This is a genomic window from Nocardioides sp. CPCC 206347 (assembly GCF_048654605.1).
Lineage (GTDB): Bacteria > Actinomycetota > Actinomycetes > Propionibacteriales > Nocardioidaceae > Nocardioides.
Window position 1 is genome coordinate 793,155 of sequence record NZ_JBMCYZ010000001.1, and the last position, 16,201, is coordinate 809,355.

The window sequence follows — 16,201 nt, forward strand, 5'->3', positions numbered from 1 at the left end:
AGGCCCACCCAGCGATTCAGCCGAGCAGCTTCTCGATCTCCTCGCGGTCGGCGAGGTCGTCGTGGACGACCAGCTCCCCGCTGCGCACGTAGTAGAAGGCCGCGCGCACCTGTTCGACCGGCAGGTCGTGGAGCTCGGCCCACGCGAGCCGGTAGATCGCCAGCTGCAGCGGATCGGCGTCCTGGCGGGCGCTGGTCTTCCAGTCCACGACGAGGTACGACGACCCGCCCTCTCCCGCACCATCGGGCTCGAGGTAGACGGCGTCGATGCGCCCCCGCACCAGCTGCTGTGCGCCGCCCTGGGTGCCGAGCACGAGGGCGAACGGCGCCTCGATGGCGTGCGGGACCCGGGACCCGAACGGTCCGGTCTCGAAGGTCGCGATGAGCTCCTGGAGGTCGGCCTCGTCGTCGATACCGGCGTCGGCGCGTCCGGCGAGCTCGTCGGGGTCGAAGAGCCCCTGCTGGCCGAACCGGGCCTCGACCCAGGCGTGGAAGCGGGTGCCGAAGCGGGCCGCGGGTGCGGGCGGCCGCGGCATCGGGCGGGCGAGGTCGCGGGCCAGGCCCTCGGGGTCGTCCCGCAGTCGTCCCATCGCCGTCGCCGAGAGCGAGGCCGGCAGCGTCACCACGACCTCGGTGCCGGCGCCGCCGGCCGCCTGCACGCGGGCCTCGGCGAGCAGCTGCTCGATCTCGGCATCCCACTCCGCGACGCGCGCACTGGCCACGAGGTCCAGGTCGTCCTCCTCGGCGTCGGGGTCGGCGGCGCGCACCAGCTCGGCGGCGGCCAGCCGCAGGCGCGCCTCCTCGCCGAAGCCGTCGGCCGGCCAGGGCCGGGAGGGATCCTCGGCGTCGTAGGGATTCGCCGAGCCCTTCTCGGGCCGGGTCAGCCACGGCTCGGGCGCCAGTCCCCACTCGGCCAGCAGCGCGCGCACCGTCTCCTGGTAGGAGGACGGTCCGTAGGGCGTCTTGCGCGGTCCCCACTGGAACGACGTGACCGACAGGTGGTGGGCGGCGCGGGTGAAGGCGACGTACCCGAGGCGCAGCTCCTCGTCGGCCTCGTGCGCCTTGGCCCGTTGCCGGTAGTCGTCGAGCGCGGCCTTGTCGAAGCCCTCCAGCTGCGGCAGGTCGCCGGCGTCACCGCGCAAGGGCGCGGGAAGCACCGACGGCGAGGAGACCCACAGCGTCCGTCCCTGGCTCGACGGGAAGCGGGACTCCCCGACACCCACGCAGTAGACCGTCTCCCACTCCAGGCCCTTCGAGCGGTGCACCGTGAGGAGCTTGACCGAGTCGGCCTCGGTGGGCGTCGCCACGTCCAGGCCGTTGCCCTGGTCGTCCTCAGCAGTGAGGTAGGCGAGCAACGCCGGCAGCGTCACGTCGCCGTCGACGGCCTGGAAGTCGGCGACGGCCTTCACGAACAGGTCGAGGTTGTCGCGTCGTGCCGCGGCCGCGGGGCTGGTCGACGAGGCGAGCTCGACGTCGACACCGGTGACGTCGATGATCCGGCGGACCAGGTCGAGCAACGGCTCGCCCACGGCCGCGCGCAGCAGGCGCAGCTCGTCACGCAGCAGGCCGAACCGGGCCAGCGCCTCCTCGGAGTACTCGGCGTCGCCGGGGTCGGCGAGGGCGTCGTCGAGGCACGGGATCTCGGCCGGATCGATGCCGTCGGCGATGGCGACCAGCTGCGCGGAGACCGACACGGTGTCGTCGGCGCGGCCCCGCCGGCCGGCGTGCTCGCTGGCCCGTCGACCGAGCAGGCGCAGGTCGCGCGGCCCGATGGCCCAGCGCGGTCCGGCGAGCAGGGTCAGCAGCGCGGCGTTGTCGGTGACGTCGTGCAGCAGCCGCAGCGTGGCCACGATCTCGGCGATCTCCGGCAACCGCAGGAGTCCGGAGAGACCGACGATCTCGACGGGGATGTTGGCGGACGTCAGCGCGTCGAAGACGAGCTCGGCGTGCGCGTTGTCGCGGGTCAGCACGCCCGTCTTCGCCCAGTCGCCGGGCTCCCCACCCCAACCGGCACGGATCGAGGACGCGAGCCACGCCAGCTCGTCCCGCTGCGTCTCGAACACCTCGGCCGTGACGAGGCCGTCCACGGCATCGTCAGGTGCGCGCAACCGCGCCACCCCTGCGCCGCGCGCTTCCAGGGCGTCGTACAACGGACCGGCGAGCCGGCTCGCGACGTCGAGTATGCGGCGGTCGGAACGGCGGTTGATGGTCAGCGGGTGCGTGCGGGACTCACCGTCCGCCGCCGGGAAGGTCTCGGCGAAGTTGAGGATGTTGGCGACCGACGCACCGCGCCAGCCGTAGATCGCCTGGTTCGGGTCGCCCACTGCGGTGACCGCGTGCCCACGCCCGTCGACCTCACCGGAGAACAACCGCGACAGCATGATCGCCTGCGCGACCGACGTGTCCTGGTACTCGTCGAGCAGCACCACCTTGAACCGCCCGCGCTCGATGGCGCCGACCTCGGGCCGCTCGGCCGCCAGCCGTGCACCGAGCTCGATCTGGTCGGAGAAGTCCATCAGGCCCAGGTCCCGCTTGAGGCCGCGGTACGACGCCACCAGCTTGAGCAGGTCGGCCCGCCGGTCGATCGCGGACATCGCCTTCTCGACCGCCTCGACGTACGTCTTGCGCGCCTTGCCGGCCAGTTCCGCGTCGCGGGCCCGCTCGAAGCCGCGGCGCGCCTCGGCGTCGTGCGCGAGCACCTGGCTCGGCGCCACGAGGTGTTCGCTCATCGCCGAGTCGAGGGCGAGGAGGTTCTGGATCGCCGTCTCGGGGTGGTCGGTCAGGTGATCGATGTCGCCGGTGAAGCGGTCGATCGCCCGGGCACCCAGCTGGTAGCGCGCGGCGTCGGTGATGACGCGGGTGTCGGGCTCGTGCCCGATCCGCAGGCCGTGGTCGGTGAGGAGCGTCGCCGCATAGGCGTTGTACGTCGCCACGGTCGGCTCCAGCACCTCGTCGGCGTCCTCGCCGCCCACGGTGAGGTCGAGTGCTCCCGCGTCGCGCAGCGCGGTGCGGATCCGCTGGCGCAGCTCGGCGGCAGCCTTGGTCGTGAAGGTCAGGCCGAGCACCTCCTCGGGACGCACCTGACCAGTGAGCACGAGGTAGACCACCCGCGAAGCCATCAGCGTGGTCTTGCCCGATCCGGCGCCGGCGATCACGACCGCCGGCCGCAGGGGGGCGCTGATCGCGGCCCACTGCTCGTCGCTCGGCGGGAACTTCGCCTGCATCGCCCGCTGCAGGTCGGCAGGGGTGTCGAGCTTCATCGGCGGTCGGGTCGACGTCATTGCGCGACCACCGCCCCGGCACTCTTCGCGGGGCACAACGGCACGAACGAGCACGTACGGCAGTGCTGGCCGGCCACGGCCGGGAAGTGTTCCCCGCGGATCAGCGCCGCGGCGTTCGCCAACCGCCCACGGAGGTCGTCGCGCTCGGGGCCCTCCTCGGCGTGCACCGGCTGCTGCTGCACCGTCGCCGCCATGCCGCCGTCCACCAGTCCCAGCTGCACCAGCTCGGCGCCGCCGGCGGTGTGCGCCGGAGCGGCCGGGTCGGTGTCGAGCGCGCCGTGGTCGACGGCGAACTGGTAGAGCGCGAGCTGGACGTGTCCCTTGACCGAGGTGTCCGACGGTTTGTTGCGGCCCGTCTTGAGGTCCACCACAACGACATGCCCGTCAGCGTCGAGCTCGACCCGGTCGGCGTACCCGGTCAGCTGCACGCGTTCGCCGTCGGGCAGGTCGACCACCGTTGAGAACTTCGCCTCGCGGTCCACCAGTTCACGCGGGTTGGACTCGTGCCATTCCACGAACCGCTCGAGCGCCGCGCGGACACGTTCGTACTCGCGCACCTTCGACCACGGCGTCCGGAAGTCGAGGCGGTCCCACACCTCGTCGACGTACGCCATCAGGGCCGCCGGGTCGGGCGGCGCGTCGCCCGCCGCCACCCGTTCGGCGAGGGCGTGCACGAGCTCGCCGAGGTTGGCCGACTGGTGGGCGCGACCGACGCCGCCGGCCTCACGGGTCAGGAACCACTGCGTCGGACACACGGCCAGCGAGTCGAGCATGCTCGCGGAGACCGGCACCGGCTGGTCCTCGGCGCGGATCGGCGTGGTCGACACCGTGACCGCGCGGGTGCCCCACCAGGTGGCGGGATCGGCGGCAGGCGCCAGGGCCCGGCGTCCGACCCATTCCTGCGCGAGGCGGGCGAGGCGACGGGCCGCAGCAGCGCGCAGCGGCTCCTCCGTCGCCGGGTCCGCGACGGTACGGCGCAGCTCCGCCACCAGGCCGTCCAGGGACAGCGGCCGCGGCGGACGACCGACGACGTGCTCGATCGAGCTGCCGAGTTCCTCGATGAACCGGGACGGCTGCTCGCCCTCGTCCTCGCTGGACTTCACCGCGGTGACGACGAGGCGCTCGCGAGCACGGGTGCACGCGACGTAGAACAACCGCCGTTCCTCCATGAGCAGCTCGCGGGTCGAGACTGGCGGAAGCAGCCCGTCGGTCCCGATCCGGTCGGCCTGTAGCAACGTCGAGCGACGCCGCAGGTCGGGCCAGCCCTCGGCCTGGACGTGCGCAGCCACCACCAGGCGCCATTCCAGGCCCTTGCTCCGGTGCGCCGTCAACAGGCGTACGGCGGCGCCGCGTGCGCCGCGGTCCGCCAACGTGTCGGCGGGGATCTCCTGCTGCACGAGGCCCTCGAGGAACGGCGCCACACCCTGGTGTTCGCGCCTCTCCCCGGATCGCACCGACACGTCGAACAGGGCGCAGATCGAGTCGAGGTCACGATGGGCGCGACGCGCCGAGCCGCCACCTGCCTCGACGTACCGGCGCAGCCGTTGCGGCCAGTTCGTGCCCGACCACACGGTCCACAGCAGGTCCTCGGCGCTCGCGCCGGCGTCGAGGTCCGCTCGCGCCCGGGCCAGCAGCGTTGCCAGCGCACGGGCCTGTCCCGCCTCGGGTGTGTCGAGCCCGTCGAGGAACGTCGCGTCGACCACGGCCAGCCGCACCAGCTCCCGCGAACCGCGCGGCGTCCCGCCCTCGGCCTGGGCGACGTCCTTCTCCCGCTGGCGCAGCACCCGTGCGAGGCGTCGCACGTCGCCGGCGTCGAGGCCGCCGAGCGGGCCGGTCAGCAACGCCTCGGCGCGCCCGACGTCGACGTACTCCACGTGCGAGGGGTCGGTGTTGTCGAGGTTCACCACCGCGCGCAGGGCGTCCAGCAGGGGCAGTACGGCGGGGTCGCGGACCAGGGGCACCTCGTCGCGCGCCACCTCGACCGGCACGCCGGCAGCGCCGAGCGCCCGCCGCAGCGGGCCGATGCTGGCACGTCCCGAACGCACGAGGACGGCCATGTCGTCCCACGCGATGCCGTCCTCCAGGTGGGCACGCCGCAACAGGTCGGCAAGGTGTTCGGCCTCGGCCCGCTCGGTGTCGAAGGTGCGGACCTGGACGAGGCCCCGTCCGTGCGGACCCGTCTCCGCGATCGGCGACAGGAAGAGCTTGCGGGCGTCCTCGCTGATCGTGCCGGGCAGCCCGATCCGGCCGGCGACGCGTTGCGCGGGCGCCATGATGCCGGGCCCGAAGCGACGGATCGTGCGCAGCGCGACGACGTCGGCCGGTGCTCCGTCGCGGCGCGGGAAGGACGTCGGGAACTCGAGGATCCCGCGCACCTCGGCGCCGCGGAATCCGTAGATCGACTGGTGCGGATCGCCCACGGCAACCAGGTCGCGGCCGTCGCCCGCGAGGGCCCGGAGCAACGCCACCTGACCGGGATCGGTGTCCTGGTACTCGTCGACGAACACGTGCCGGAACTGCGCACGCAGCTCGTCACGGTGCACCTCGGCCTCGATCACCGCGCGACGGATCAGGTCGGCGTAGTCGGTGGCGCCGAGGCTGTCGAGCGAGTCGAGGTACTGCTCGAGGAACAGCCCGGCGGCGACGTACTCGTCGATCCCCTCGGCCTCGCCGAGGGCGCGCAGGTCCTCGCCCTCCAGTCCCTTCTCGCGAGCGCGCGCCAGGACGGCGTGCACCTCGCGGGCGAACCCGCGCGTCGACATCGCCTGCCGGAACCGGTCGGGCCACTGGACCGACTCGGGATGGTCGGCCAGCAGCTCGCGGAGCACGACGTCCTGCTCGGGCGCCGAGAGCAGGCGCAAGGGCGCTTCGTAGAGCTCGGCCGGCGCGTACCGACGAACCAGCGCGTAGGCGAACGAGTGGAAGGTCGAGCTCAGCTGGGGACCGGTGGTGCGCCCCAGCCGGGCGCTCACCCGGTCGCGCAGCTGGTCGGCGGCCTTGCGCGAGAAGGTCAGCGCGAGCACCTGGTCGGGGCGCGCACCGCGACCCTCGATCCGCTCGACGATCGCCTCGACCAGGGTCGTGGTCTTGCCCGTGCCGGGACCAGCGAGGACGAGGAGCGGCCCACCGCCGTGGTCGACGACCTGGCGCTGGTGCTCGTCGAGCACCGGTGCCGGTCCGGCCGCGGACGGCACGGCGAGGCGATACCTGGCCTGTCCGCTCCCCTGCTCCACGGGCGTCACTCAACCATCCCGGCCCGACACATCCCCGAGCGGCGTCACACCAGTTCGAAGTCCGCGAAGTCGAACCCGGGCGACACCAGGCAGCTCACCAGCGCGTCGGCATCCGACGGCAGGGTCCGCTGCCACACCCCCGCCGGCACCAACCCCTGCGGTACGTCGGCCCCGACCACCAGGCGCGACCCGCCCCTCACATCCGGCCCAGCATCCGGCACCGCCCCGTCCCCACCGAGCTCGACCGTGACCACTCCCTCGTGTGCGAGCCAGATCTCGTCGGAGGCCACCCGGTGCCAGGCCGACGACTCCCCCGCCGGCAGCAGGAAGTAGATCAGCGTCGCCGTCGGCCGCACCCGCCCGTCGGGCAACGTCACCATCTCCGGCGACACCCACGTCTGCCGGTACCACCCACCCTCCGGGTGCGGCTCCAGGTCGTGCAGGACAGCAAGCGCAGGGCGATCCATGGAGACAAGTCTGCCGGGCGAGGCGTCGGGTATCGAGGTGGTCCCTCGAGGGCGCTTCGGGTCGCCGTCGTCGGCGTCAATCCGCCAAACCGCAGGGCGTGCAACAAAGGTCGACGCCGGCGACGGGGACCCGCTCCTAAGCCAGCGAGGGACCACCTCAGGGCCCGACGCCTCGCACACGCACAGGCAAGAAAAAGGTGAAGGGCCCTCGTGAGTATGAGTCACAAGGGCCCTTCGGTTGATCGGTACTGGTGACGCTCCCGATCGATCTCCTTCTGCATCCGATCCCACTCGCCTCGTCACCCGGCTCGTGCGGCCAGCGTCCCCGTGAGGGGCCGCCTCACCTTCACCCCGAAGGGTTCCGGTAGGGCCGTTTGGATCTTTGCCTTCCGGCGATCCCGCTCTCCCGGAGGAGTGCGTGGGAGAAGTTCTACGCCGGTCCAGACAAGCTTGGCAAGGGGTTTCCTCGCGGTTTCACCAATGTTTTTCGTCCTCCACCGGTTGTCGGCGTGTCGTCCACAGACACGCCCGGCGCCCTCCACAGAAACACCGCGTTCCTCCCCAGACCAGCGGTATGCCTGTGGAGGAATGAGTACGACGACTCAGTGCGAATGAGTCGTGCGGTCATGCCTGCCTGGAGGCTCGTCTGGCTGAATGGATCCATGCGCTACGCCGATCCCGCCCTGTGCCCCGACTGCCGGTCACCCCTGCCCACAGGAGTTCCGGTCTGCCCCACGTGCCAGCTGCTCGTCCGGCACCCCCTCGCCGTCGACCTGTTCCGCACGCTGCGTCGCGCCGACGAGCTGGTGGTGGAGCTGCGCACGGCGAGCACCGCGTTCCACGGCCAGCCGGCCGCCCCGGCTCCCGCGGCTGCCCCGGCCGCCGCGACCGCGGCGCCGCTCGGCGGCCCGCTGGTCCCCCCGGGCGCCGCCCCGGCGCAGAAGCGCGCCGTACCGCCCCCGCCCCGGCCGGCGGGTCCGCCCGCCCCGCCGCTGCCGCCCTACCCGGGCGCTGCGATGGCGCCCGCCCCGGAACGCCGCGGCGTCGCGTCCGCGTCCGTCCCGAAGATCCTGCTCGGCCTCGGTGCGTTCTGCCTGCTCGTCGCGTCCGTCATCTTCCTGGCCGTCTCGTGGTCGGCGCTGGGCGTCGGCGGCCGCACCGCGGTCCTCGCCGGCCTGACCCTGACGGCCGGCACCTCGGCCCTGCTCCTGCACCGCGCAGGGCTCCGCATCGCGGGCGAGTCACTGATCGTCGTCGCACTGGGCCTGCTGGCCCTCGACGTGTTCGGGGCCGGTGCATCCGGCTGGCTCGGCGACGGTGGTGACGGGGTCACGGCCTGTGTCGCCGGACTGGTCGTCGCGGTGGCCGGCATCGTGCTCGGACTCGTCCGCGTCGGTGGCGAGCCGCGGCTTGTCGCTCCCCAGGTGATCGCCGGCATCGGTACGGCGGTCGCCTACTTCGGCACCCTCGACGTCACCGACCACCAGCTCCTCGTCGGCCACGTGTTCACGGCGCTCGCCATCGGCGCGATCCTTCTCGCCCGTTCGCAGGACCTGCCCGTGCTCGCCTGGAGCCAGGCCGTTGCCGGCTCCTTCGCCTGGCTCGGCGCCAGCGGCCTGGCACTCACCGATTCCTTGACCGAACCCGATCTCCACCAGTTGTGGATCGACGGCTCCGGCTGGTCGCTGCTCGTCTCCGCCGCTGTGCTGCTCGTCCCCGGCCTGGTTGTCCGCAACCGCGGGCTCCTCCTCGCCGGCGCCAGCTTCGCCGCCATGGTGGTGACGGTCGTCGTGACCCTCCCGAGCGTCGACACCGACACCACGACCGTCGGTCTGGTGGCCGTCGCCGTCACCGCGGCCTGGGTCCTGGTCCTCGGCCTGCTTCCCCGGTCCTTCCGCACCATTGCCATCGCGCCGTCGGCGGTGGGCAGCGCCATCCTCGCCGGCTTCTCACTGGTCACCGTGGTGGTTGCCTTCGCCCGCTGGGCCGACCTCTCCACCGGCTTCGAGCGTCGCTTCGACCTCACCATCGGCGGCGAGAACCCGGTCACCGAGCCGCTGCTCCTGGTGCCGTCGCTGCTCGTGCCGATCGCCTTCATCGCGCTGCTCGTCTCGGCCCGCCGCCGCGACCACCTGGCCATCTGGGCCCAGGTCGCCGCGATCGCGGCCGGCATCGGTGCCGCCGCGACCCTGGCGTCGTACGACGTCACGCTGGCCCTGCCCGTCGCCGTGCTCACCCTCGTGGCACTCGGCGCCGCGGCCGCCGCGCTGATGACCACCGGAGGCCGGGCTGCCGGCCTCGGCGTCGCCGCCACGTTCACCGCAGGTGCCGCTTCGATCGCGGCCGTCCCGAGCGCCCCGATGACCGCCATCGTTGCCGGACTGGCCACCGCATCCGCCGTCGTCCTCGCGCTGCGCGGCACGGAGGCCGTCCGGATGAGCGGCGCCCTCTCGGCCGCGCCGTTCCTCGGCCTCGCGACCAGCGCCTCCGTCTACGCCTTCGGGGGTGACGCCGCCTGGGTGGCGATCCCGGTGCTCCTCGCCGTCGGTCTTCTCGCCCTCGGACGGCCCCGCATCGAGATCGAGCTGCCGGCCGTCGCGGTCGCGCTGATCACGTTCCCGATCTCGGGCGCCGAAACCACCGACGCGGGCGGGTACACCGCGCTGTGGCTGACCGTCGCCGGGTTCGTGTTCTGCGCGAGCGCCCTGATCCACGAGTCGCGCCGCTTCGGCGCCTGGATCGGTGCAGCGCTGCTGCTGCTCGCCACGTGGGTGCGGCTGGCCGACCTCGAGGTGGAGGCACCCGAGGCCTACACGCTCCCGCTGGCCGTGGCCCTGCTCGCCTTCGGTCTCTGGCGGATGCAGAAGTCGGACACCGTCGGCACTGCGGAGGCCCTGCTGCCCGGCCTGCTGCTCGGCACGATCCCGTCGCTCCTGTGGGTCATCGGGGACCCGGTCTCGCTCCGGGCCCTGCTCCTCGGCGGCGTGTGCCTGGCGCTCACCATCGCCGGCGCCTCGCTGCGCTGGAGCGCGCCGCTCCTGGTCGGCGCCACCGTCGGCGCGATCATCGTGTTCCGCGAGATCGGCGCCTACCCCGGGGAGTTCCCGAAGTGGGTGTGGATCGGTTTCGCCGGCGTCCTGCTGACGGTCGTGGGCATCACCTGGGAACGCCAGCTGCTCGAGGTGCGCAAGGTCGTCGGCTACCTCGGCCGTCTCCGGTGACCCTCGCCGGTGGCCGTCGACTACTGACCTGCTAGACAAAGGGCATGGCTACCACTGCACTCGGCGGCAACCCCGTCTCGACCGTCGGCGAACTTCCCGCCGTCGGCGCCCCCGCCCCGTCCTTCTCGCTCGTCGGTTCCGACTTCAGCGACGTCGCCCTCCCCGAGGGTTCCCGCGCGGTGCTCAACATCTTCCCGAGCATCGACACCGGGATCTGTGCCGCGAGCGTCCGCAAGTTCAACGAGCTCGCGGCCGGTCTCGAGAACACCACGGTCATCAACGTGTCCCAGGACCTCCCGTTCGCCCAGGCCCGCTTCTGCGGCGCCGAGGGCATCGAGAACGTCCAGGTCGGCTCGGGCTTCCGCACCTCGTTCGGTGACGACTACGGCGTGAAGCTGGTCGACGGCAAGTTCGAGGGCCTGCTCGCCCGCTCCGTCGTGGTCGTCGACGCGGACGGTTCGGTCCTGTACACCGAGCTCGTCCCGGAGATCGCGACCGAGCCGAACTACGACGCCGCCATCGCGGCGCTCAGCTGACCCAGGTCAGTCCTCCGTCGCGGGATCCCAGAACGCCCGCGGCATGTCGAGGCCGCCGCTGACCTTCAGCGGCGTGTCCTCGTCGAGGTAGTGCGCACGGGCCCGGTCGTCGTGGCTCGGCGGGAGCGTGCCATCGGCACGCACCACCCGCCACCACGGCACCGGGCCGCCGTACCTCGCCATCACGGATCCGACCTGCCGCGGACCTCCTCCAGCCACGGCCGCCAGCGCACCGTACGTCGTCACCCGACCGGGCGGGATCCGCTCGACCAGGTCGAGCAACACTTCGACGTACCCCTCGTCCACGGGCCCATCTAACCCCGTCGGCGGTACGGACGCCGAGAGCCCCATCCGTGAGGACGGGGCTCTCAGTTGCTCCCTCGGTGCGGTGAACGCTTTGACCGATTCGCGGTGGTCCGCAACACCAGGACCACGATGCCCTGACCAACGAGAACAGCGGGTCCGGGGTTACGCGCGGGACTTGTGGGGTTCGAGGGTTGCAAGCTGCCTCGTAACACCTTGCGCAAATTTTCGCCCAACTATTGCGTCCGACAGTGATTTACGTGTGAGGTACCGACGGACGCCGAAAATCTGCAGGTCTCGGGCGACGTTCCGTCTTCCACGACTTTTCGGTGCCCTCTCACCATTATTTCTCGGAGGCATCTGTGAAGAAACTGGCATCCGGCTTGCTCGCCGGCGCCGCAACCATCGCCCTGGGTGGCGCGATGTTGCAACCGGCTCAGGCCGACACCCCTGTCGACGGCCCTGCGAAGCAGCGCCCGGCACACGCCAAGAAGCACGATCGGCCGGGTCCCAAGACCCACGAGCAGCGTCGCGAGATGCGCAAGGCGCTCGAGCTGGTGGAGAACGGCAACGCTCGTCTCCAGCAGCGGGCCGACGGCGGCGCGACCGTGAAGCTCGCCACCGGTGAGTACGTCGAGTTCCCGGTCGAGAGGAGCGACAAGATCCTCACCCTGCTCGGCCAGTTCGGCACGGCCAACGTGCCGGCCCAGGGCACCGACCCGGGTCCGCTGCACAACGAGATCGCGGAGCCGGACCGCGCGGTCGACAACTCCACGGAGTGGACGCCGGACTTCAACAAGGCGCACTACGACGAGATGTTCAACGGCGACGGCGAGTCCTTCAGGAACTACTACAAGGAGGTCTCCAGCGGCCGCTACGACGTCAGCGTCACGACCGAGGACTGGGTGACCGTTCCCGGCAACGCCTCGACGTACGGCGACAACGCGGTCGAGGACACCGGCGGCTCGTGGGCCTTCATCGCCGACACCGCTGACGCCTGGTACGCCGCGCAGGTCGCTGCCGGCAAGACGCCTGCCGAGATCGACGCCTACCTCGCACAGTTCGACGTGTGGGACCGCTACGACTTCGACGGTGACGGCGACTTCAACGAGGCCGACGGCTACATCGACCACTTCCAGGCCGTCCACGCGGGCGGTGGCGAGGAGGCCGGTGCCGGCGACGACGCCATCTGGTCGCACCGCTGGTACGTCAACGGCAACCTCTACGGCCAGACCGGCCCGACCGTCGGCACCAGCCAGAACCTGTACGGCGGCGCCCAGGTCGGTGACTCGAAGTACTTCATCGGCGACTACACCGTCGAGCCGGAGAACGGCGGGCTCGGTGTCTTCGCGCACGAGTACGGCCACGACCTGGAGCTTCCCGACTTCTACGACACCGCGGGCGGCGACAACGGCACCGGATTCTGGACGCTGATGTCCTCGGGCTCGTGGCTGAACCACGGCCAGGAGTCGATCGGCACCACGCCCGGGCTGATGGGCCCGGAGGAGAAGTACTACCTCGGCTGGCTCGACTACACCGAGGTGAACCCCGGCCAGAACGGCAGCTTCACGCTGTCCCCGTCGCAGGAGACGGCCGTCGGACAGGACCAGGCCATCAAGGTCAACCTGCCCGACAAGACCACGACGAACGTCTACACGAAGGCCCGTCAGGGGAAGTACTCGTGGTACTCCGGCCGTGGCGACAACCTGGTCGCGACCCTGACGCGTCAGGTCCCGCCCTCGACGTCGGTCCTGGTCACTGCCGACATCTGGAACCAGATCGAGCCCGACTACGACTTCCTCTACGCGGAATACTCCGTCGACGGTGGCACCACGTGGAAGCAGCTCGAGGCCATCGACGGGACCGCCGACTGGACCAGGCACAGCTGGCGCTACACCCTGGACAAGAAGAAGAAGAAGGCCTCGCTGTTCCGGCTGCGCTATGCCACCGACGGCGGTTACAACGAAGCCGGCGCCTTCATCGACAACATCGTGATCAAGGGCTACGGCCAGCCGATCACCGACGGGGCAGAGAAGGGCGCCAACGGCTGGACCGTCAAGGGCTTCACCGCCTCGACCGGCACCGAGACCAAGACGACCCCGCGCTACTACCTCATCGAGAACCGGCAGTACGTCGGGTACGACAGCACCCTCCAGGTGGGGCCGTACAACTTCTCCGAGGGCGTCACGCGACCGGACTGGGTGGAGCACTTCGCCTACCAGAACGGCATGCTCGTCTGGCTCGTCGACCTGGCGTACGCCGACAACAACACGAGCGCCCACCCGGGCGGGGGCTACGCCCTTCCGGTCGACGTACGACCGGACTCGCTGACGTACCCGGACGGGTCCAGCCCCTCGAACCGCCGCGAGCCGTTCGATGCCACCTTCGGCATCTCGGCGACCGACGAGGTCTGCCTGCACAAGCAGGTGGCGACCGCCGGCGGACACGACACGCTCGCCGCGTGTGCTCCGTCCGTCGCCGGTGTCCCGACGTTCAACGACACCAACCCCCAGGCCTACTGGAGCGCTGCCAACGAGCAGAACTCCGTGAAGGTCGCCGGGGTCGGGGTGACCGCCACGGTCACCGCCGAGAACGCCGACGGCACCATCCAGGTCCAGGTCACCAACCCGTGACCTGAGCCGGGGACGCAACAGGCCCCGCGATCCTCACGGATCGCGGGGCCTGTCTGCTTCGGTGATCGAGACTCAGTACGTCGGCTGGCTCGGGTCGATCTGGTTGACCCAGGCCACCACGCCGCCGCCGACGTGGACGGCGTCGTCGTAGCCGGCACCCTTGACGATCGCCAGGGTCTCGGCCGAGCGGACGCCCGTCTTGCAGTGCATGACGATCTGCTTGCCGGAGTCGACCGGCGGCAGCTGCGCGAGCGCCGTCCCGTTGAGGAAGTCGCCCTTCGGGATCAGGACCGCACCGGGGATGTGGTTGATCTCGGCCTCGGCCGGCTCACGGACGTCGATCAGGACGAAGTCGCGCGAACCCTCCTCGCGCTCCTTGATCATGGAGGCGAGCTGGGTGACGCTGATCGTCGCGTCGACGGCGGCGTCGGCCGCCTCCTCCGAGATCGCGCCGCAGAAGGCGTCGTAGTCGATCAGGCCGGTGACGGTCGGGTTCTCCCCGCACAGTGCGCAGTTGGGGTCCTTGCGGACCTTCAGCTTGCGCCACTCGAGCTCGAGGGCGTCGTAGATGACCAGCTTGCCGATGGCGGGGTCACCCGCACCGATGAGCAGCTTGATGGCCTCGTTGACCTGGATCGAGCCGATCGAGGCGCACAGGACACCGAGCACGCCGCCCTCGGCGCAGGACGGGACCATGCCCGGCGGCGGGGGCTCGGGGTACAGGCAGCGGTAGCAGGGGGCGTCGTCGGCCATCGTGGGCGCGAAGACCGAGGCCTGGCCGTCGAAGCGGTAGATCGAGCCCCAGACGTAGGGGATCCCGAGGAAGTACGCCGCGTCGTTGACCATGTAGCGCGTCGCGAAGTTGTCCGTGCCGTCGACGATGAGGTCGTAGCCCTTGAACACGTCCATGACGTTGTCGTTGTCGAGGCGCTCCTCGTGGAGGATCACGTTGATCAGCGGGTTGATCTCGGCGATCGACTCCTTCGCGGAGAGGCCCTTCGGCCGGCCGATGTCGCTCATCCCGTGGATGACCTGGCGCTGCAGGTTGGACTCGTCGACCTCGTCGAACTCGGCGATGCCGAGCGTGCCGACACCGGCCGCGGCGAGGTACAGCAGCGCCGGGCTGCCGAGGCCGCCCGCGCCGATCACGAGGACCTTCGCGTTCTTGAGCCGCTTCTGTCCGTCCATCGCCACGTCGGGGATGATCAGGTGACGGCTGTAGCGGCGGACCTCGTCGATGGTCAGCTCGGCGGCCGGCTCCACCAGCGCGGGAAAGCTCACGTCGTACTCCTCGGAAACGATGGGGGTCAGTCCAGGGACAACGCCGTGCAGGTGCCCGGCTGTTCCCTCGACCCTTCCATGGTCCCTTCCCCGACCAAGGAGTGGACACCACGTCCCGTCATCCGGACCCGGACGACGGGACGTGCCGGCCGGGTGCCGGGCGTCCGACGGGCCTCGCCTACCAACGAGTAGGCTTCTGGCTGTGGTGACCGAGCAGTTCGACCTGGACGACAGGCGGCCCCGCGGCGTTCGACTTCCCCGCCGCGAACGACGCGCGCAGCTGCTGGCCGCTGCCCTCGACGTCTTCGTCGCCCAGGGCTATCACTCCGCTGCGATGGACGACATCGCCGAGCGCGCCGGCGTCTCGAAGCCGGTGCTCTACCAGCACTTCCCCGGCAAGCTCGAGCTGTACCTCGCGATCCTCGACGCCGCCTGCGACGCGATGATCGCCAGCTGCCGCCGCGCACTGGAGTCGACACAGGACAACAAGCAGCGCGTGGCCGCTGCGATGGACGCCTTCTACGACTACGTCGCGCACGACACCGGCGCCTTCCGGCTGGTCTTCGAGTCCGACCTGACCAACGAGCCCGCGGTCCGCGACCACATCGACCGCGTCACCACCGAGTGTGCCGACCTGATCACCTCCGTGATCCAGGACGACACCGGACTGCCTCCGGACGCATCGCGCCTGCTCTCGGTGTCCCTGGTGGGAATGGCGCAGGTCAGCGCGCGGTTCTGGCTGACCGACACCGAACGCGGCCTGACCGGGTTGCCCCGCGACCAGGCCGTTGCCCTGGTGTCCGGCCTGGCCTGGCGCGGCATCCGCGGGTACCCGCGGACAGATGAGCATTCCGACGCCTGACTAGGCTGGAACGAGACGGTCGGGATCCTCGACCGTCCCCACGAACGAGGAGAACAACCATGACCGTCGAGGTCAAGATCGGTGTGCAGAACACCGCGCGGGAGCTCGTCATCGAGACCGACGAGACCAACGAGGGCGTCGAGGCACTCGTCAGCGAGGCGCTGTCGTCCGACGGCGTCCTCAGGCTGACCGACACCAAGGGCAAGGTGACCGTGGTTCCGGTCGCCAAGCTCGCGTACGTCGAGATCGGACGCAGCGTCGCGGGTCAGGTCGGCTTCCGCTCCTGAGCGAGGCTCCGGAGCTCACCCGCTCCTGATTGACCGCTGCTCCGCGGAACTCCGAGGGCACCTACAGACGTTTCACAGGTTGATCGGGCACCATCGAC

At 71.0% G+C, this 16,201-nt stretch carries 10 protein-coding genes; 5 read left to right on the plus strand and 5 right to left on the minus strand.

Annotated features, from left to right (window positions below; genetic code table 11):
- Nucleotides 1-16: 16 nt before the first annotated feature.
- The 3 genes from ACOACQ_RS03830 to ACOACQ_RS03840 are packed head-to-tail and all read right to left on the minus strand — an operon-like array spanning nucleotide 17 to nucleotide 6,980.
- Complete coding sequence (locus ACOACQ_RS03830; RefSeq protein ID WP_420287635.1) at nucleotides 17-3,280, minus strand: ATP-dependent DNA helicase; 3,264 nt, start codon at nucleotides 3,278-3,280, stop codon at nucleotides 17-19.
- Nucleotides 3,277-6,513, minus strand: a complete 3,237-nt coding sequence (locus ACOACQ_RS03835) for an ATP-dependent helicase (RefSeq protein ID WP_378602465.1) — start codon at nucleotides 6,511-6,513, stop codon at nucleotides 3,277-3,279. Before ACOACQ_RS03835 ends, ACOACQ_RS03830 begins: the two co-directional genes overlap by 4 nt.
- A gap of 44 nt (nucleotides 6,514-6,557) precedes the next feature.
- Nucleotides 6,558-6,980 carry a cupin domain-containing protein gene (locus tag ACOACQ_RS03840; RefSeq protein ID WP_378602462.1) on the minus strand — a complete coding sequence of 141 codons (423 nt, stop codon included), beginning with the start codon at nucleotides 6,978-6,980 and terminating at the stop codon, nucleotides 6,558-6,560.
- A gap of 626 nt (nucleotides 6,981-7,606) precedes the next feature.
- Here ACOACQ_RS03840 and ACOACQ_RS03845 point away from each other — a divergent pair.
- Nucleotides 7,607-10,201, plus strand: coding sequence for an SCO7613 C-terminal domain-containing membrane protein (locus ACOACQ_RS03845; RefSeq protein WP_420287636.1), 2,595 nt, complete (start codon nucleotides 7,607-7,609; stop codon nucleotides 10,199-10,201).
- A 44-nt stretch (nucleotides 10,202-10,245) separates the two neighbouring features.
- Nucleotides 10,246-10,737 carry a thiol peroxidase gene (gene tpx, locus ACOACQ_RS03850; protein ID WP_378602453.1) on the plus strand — a complete coding sequence of 164 codons (492 nt, stop codon included), beginning with the start codon at nucleotides 10,246-10,248 and terminating at the stop codon, nucleotides 10,735-10,737.
- A 6-nt stretch (nucleotides 10,738-10,743) separates the two neighbouring features.
- Here the strand turns inward: tpx and ACOACQ_RS03855 are convergent, their stop codons facing one another.
- Nucleotides 10,744-11,043: an MGMT family protein gene (locus tag ACOACQ_RS03855; RefSeq protein ID WP_378602450.1), complete on the minus strand. Its 300-nt coding sequence runs from the start codon at nucleotides 11,041-11,043 to the stop codon at nucleotides 10,744-10,746.
- A gap of 359 nt (nucleotides 11,044-11,402) precedes the next feature.
- Here ACOACQ_RS03855 and ACOACQ_RS03860 point away from each other — a divergent pair, with 359 nt between their 5' ends.
- A complete protein-coding gene (locus tag ACOACQ_RS03860; protein ID WP_378602447.1) occupies nucleotides 11,403-13,673 on the plus strand; it encodes an immune inhibitor A domain-containing protein in 2,271 nt (756 codons plus the stop codon).
- A gap of 72 nt (nucleotides 13,674-13,745) precedes the next feature.
- Here the strand turns inward: ACOACQ_RS03860 and moeZ are convergent, their stop codons facing one another.
- Nucleotides 13,746-14,954: an adenylyltransferase/sulfurtransferase MoeZ gene (moeZ, locus tag ACOACQ_RS03865; protein ID WP_378602444.1), complete on the minus strand. Its 1,209-nt coding sequence runs from the start codon at nucleotides 14,952-14,954 to the stop codon at nucleotides 13,746-13,748.
- A gap of 202 nt (nucleotides 14,955-15,156) precedes the next feature.
- Here moeZ and ACOACQ_RS03870 point away from each other — a divergent pair, with 202 nt between their 5' ends.
- Together ACOACQ_RS03870 and ACOACQ_RS03875 are read left to right on the plus strand one after the other, a co-directional pair.
- Nucleotides 15,157-15,816 carry a TetR/AcrR family transcriptional regulator gene (locus ACOACQ_RS03870; protein ID WP_378602441.1) on the plus strand — a complete coding sequence of 220 codons (660 nt, stop codon included), beginning with the start codon at nucleotides 15,157-15,159 and terminating at the stop codon, nucleotides 15,814-15,816.
- 59 nt (nucleotides 15,817-15,875) lie between these two features.
- Nucleotides 15,876-16,103 (plus strand): DUF3107 domain-containing protein, encoded by a 228-nt coding sequence (locus tag ACOACQ_RS03875; protein WP_378602438.1) that lies wholly within the window; start codon nucleotides 15,876-15,878, stop codon nucleotides 16,101-16,103.
- Nucleotides 16,104-16,201 lie beyond the last annotated feature (98 nt).

Coding starts and splice junctions, on each gene's coding strand:
- ACOACQ_RS03875 (WP_378602438.1), top strand. CDS start 15,876: ATGACCGTCGAGGTCAAGATCGGTGTGCAGAACACCGCGCGGGAGCTC.
- ACOACQ_RS03830 (WP_420287635.1), bottom strand. CDS start 3,280: ATGACGTCGACCCGACCGCCGATGAAGCTCGACACCCCTGCCGACCTG.
- ACOACQ_RS03845 (WP_420287636.1), top strand. CDS start 7,607: ATGCCTGCCTGGAGGCTCGTCTGGCTGAATGGATCCATGCGCTACGCC.
- ACOACQ_RS03840 (WP_378602462.1), bottom strand. CDS start 6,980: ATGGATCGCCCTGCGCTTGCTGTCCTGCACGACCTGGAGCCGCACCCG.
- tpx (WP_378602453.1), top strand. CDS start 10,246: ATGGCTACCACTGCACTCGGCGGCAACCCCGTCTCGACCGTCGGCGAA.